General features: G+C 69.0%; 1 protein-coding gene. It reads right to left on the reverse strand.

Translation table 11 applies throughout. The annotated features are described in order from the left end of the window. Positions 1 to 106 precede the first annotated feature (106 nt). Positions 107 to 2,944, reverse strand: a complete 2,838-nt coding sequence (gene cas3 / locus MJ783_RS13875; protein ID WP_239310855.1) for a CRISPR-associated helicase Cas3' — start codon at positions 2,942 to 2,944, stop codon at positions 107 to 109. Positions 2,945 to 3,011 lie beyond the last annotated feature (67 nt).

The raw sequence follows: 3,011 nt of genomic DNA on the forward strand, positions 1-3,011 counted from the left end.
CCGTCGATCACGGCGGCGTCGGCGAAGGCGGTGGCCAGGCTGACGTCGGTGCGGTGGCCGTCACGGATCACTGGAATCCACGGCTCGTGGATGAGGTCGAAGCTGGTCATCGCTCCCCCTGGCGCTGATACCGCAGACCGTGGTCGTTGTCATATGTCAGCAGATATTTACCAAAGGCCACCGACAGTTTGTCGTCGAGCACAAGCGCACGGGCGTGACGCAGCCACGGATCGTCTCGGGACCAGCCGGGGAGCGGGCCGAGCTCCGCCCGAGCGGCCGCGGTGATCGCTTCGATCGGCGGCAGCCGGATGGTCGCGCCGACAACTTCCTCGAGCAGCGCGTCGTCGCCGTTGACCGCCTCGCCGTTGGGCCCCAGCGGCCGGCCGGCCAGCGTCCGCAAGCCCCCGTCTGGCGCCCGCCGGACCAGGACCACCTCGACCGACTCGGGACCGTCGCGAACCACCGCGGCGATCCTCTCGTCGTCCTCCCGGGGCGCGGCCGACCGATCGTGCAGGCCATCCAGGGTCTTTGCGCCGAGCGCATCCACCCCGGCGAGAAGATAGTTCGCAGCCTTCGCGGCGCGTTCAGCTTCCTTGTCCAGCCAGTCCTGGCGGTACCGCTCAGCCGTCGCGGTCCAGGACGGCGGGCCGAGCGGATGCTCGCCGTACCCGTCGGCGACGAGTGCCGGGACCTGGGCGGGTATCGACCAGCCGGGACCGGCCACGGCGTCGAGGACGAGCGCCGCCGCGCGGACGAGCGGATGGTCACCGTAGACCGCCCGGCTTCCGGCCGGCCAGGACGGCAAGCCGGCGGCGTCCAGGTGCAGCCCGCTGACGATCAGGCGAGGCTGGCGCAGGCGGTGCGGCCGGTCGACGTCCGGCCGGACATGACGATGTAAACGTCCAACACGCTGGATCAGCAGGTCGATGGGCGCAAGATCGCTGACGAGCAGATCGGCATCAACGTCAAACGACTGCTCGGCAACCTGCGTCGCCACGACCACCAGCCGACGTGGTCGCTCGGCGGCCCCGGATCGGCCCGGTGGGCCGAGCTGGTCGACGATCCGTTCCGCCCGCTCGGCTCGGGCGGTCGCGACGAACCGGGCGTGCAGCAGAACGACGTCGGCGCCGAAGACGGGACGGAGCAGATCGAAGACGTCCTGCGCCCGGCGCACGGTGTTGCAGACCACCAACGCCCGTCCACCGTCAGCTACCTCGGCGGTGACCGCGTCCGCGATGCTTGTGGGAGCGAATTCCACCGTCTCGGCCAGGATCTCCACACGGACATCCGATGGTCTGTCCCGCCAGGATGCGCCCGACGTGACGCGGGCGTCGAGCCCGCCGTCGTTGCCTACGGCGACGGCGGTCAGACACGGATATCCGTTCGCCGCGGGTATGGAGCCCAGTTCGGGGTCCGGGTTTTGGGTCACGCCCTGCACATATGCCTCGATGAGGCGCAGGCGAAGGGCGGGCGGCAGGGTCGCCGAGAGGAGAATGACGGGCACACCGGCGTCTGCCAGCCAGCGCAGTGCTTCGAAGAGGAACTGCGCCATGTAGACGTCATAGGCGTGCACCTCGTCGAGAATCACCACCCGACCCGCCAGGCCAGCGTGGCGCAGCATGACATGCTTGGTCCGCGTCGCCGCGTAGAGAAGCTGGTCGACGGTCCCGACCGTGACCGGCGTAAGCAGGCCACGTTTCCCGCCCAGGAACCAGTCGGGCGCAGCCTCGCCCGATGCGGCGGGCTCGGCTGCGGGACCGGAGCCGTTACCCGCCGACGCCCAGCCGAAATCGTCAGGCAAGCCGTACTCGTCGAGGCCCTCGTCGATACCGGTGAACCGGGCCTCACGACGGAGCGCGGCCCATTCTTTGTTGAAACGCGCCCGGCCGTGGAGAAGACCGATGGGCACCTCCGGATCGACCTTCGTGAGCCAGTCCAGAACCCGGGTGAACATGGGATCGCTGGTCGCCTGCGTGGGCATACCGACGAACACACCGTCCGCGCCGAACCGCCGGGCCATCACCTCGGCCGTGACCAGCGCCGCCTCGGTCTTCCCTTCACCCATCGGCGCTTCGATGATCATCAGGCCTGGCGCCGGCATTTCCTCCGCGAGCGCGACAGCGGCCGCCTGCGTCGGCCGGGCGCTGCGCCCGAACCGGAGACGAACCAGATCCTTCTCGGTCCGCGGGGCGGGGTGGCTGGAGCGCCAGCCACCCCGCAGGCCCAGGCTGGTCCACGCCGTTTCCGCGCGCCGCCGCGATTCCTCCAATGAAATTTTTTCCAGGCTGGGCTGGCCCTCGAAGTGCGTCTCATCGCTCGCTATCCAGTCCGCCATGATGATCAGACCGGATAAGGCGAGCTGCCCAGCCCGTCGCGGGCGGCTCACATTCACGAACGAGGTTAAATCGGTGCCGAGTTCGCGGGCGACCATGGCCACGAACGCACGTTGCGCTTCCCGCCACGGGCCTTCACCATGCGCGGACGGCGTCGGAGGCTGAAGGGTGGCGGTCGCCGGGACGATGCCGTGATGGCCCGCGATCAGTGGCCATACCCAGTTCCGCGTCTCCCGTGGCCAGCCAGCCTCCGCGGCGTACGTCCGCATGATCACAGCGCCGGCTCGGGCGTGATGCCATTGCCGGCTCTGATTGCGGGTCAGGCGACGCCAGTCAAGCCCCGCAACGCGGACCCGCTCCGCCAAGGCGTCGTCTTTCATCTGGAACGCCGGTGTCGCCTTACCGACGTCATGCAGCCCACACAGCAGGGAGAAGAACAGCCGTCCCCGGCCGCCGCTATGGGCATCCAGCCGGTCTTTCACCGCCGAGGACAGGAACCGGTCCCACACCAGCTCGCCGACCGCCGCGGTATCGAGCAGGTGCCCAAGTAGGAGGTGAGCTGAGTTCTGCGCCTTGGATTTTCCCCACACGACGCCCAAGCCCGCATGCATCAGACTCCGTCCTATCGGTCAGGGGGCAGCATCCAGGACACAACCCCGCGCGTGCGGGGACGACACC

It is taken from the genome of Protofrankia sp. Cj3 (genome assembly GCF_917627355.1).
Taxonomy (GTDB): domain Bacteria; phylum Actinomycetota; class Actinomycetes; order Frankiales; family Frankiaceae; genus Protofrankia.

What these genes read in the sequence shown, in the direction of transcription:
- cas3 (WP_239310855.1), bottom strand. Translation starts at nt 2,944, where the DNA reads ATGCATGCGGGCTTGGGCGTCGTGTGGGGAAAATCCAAGGCGCAGAAC.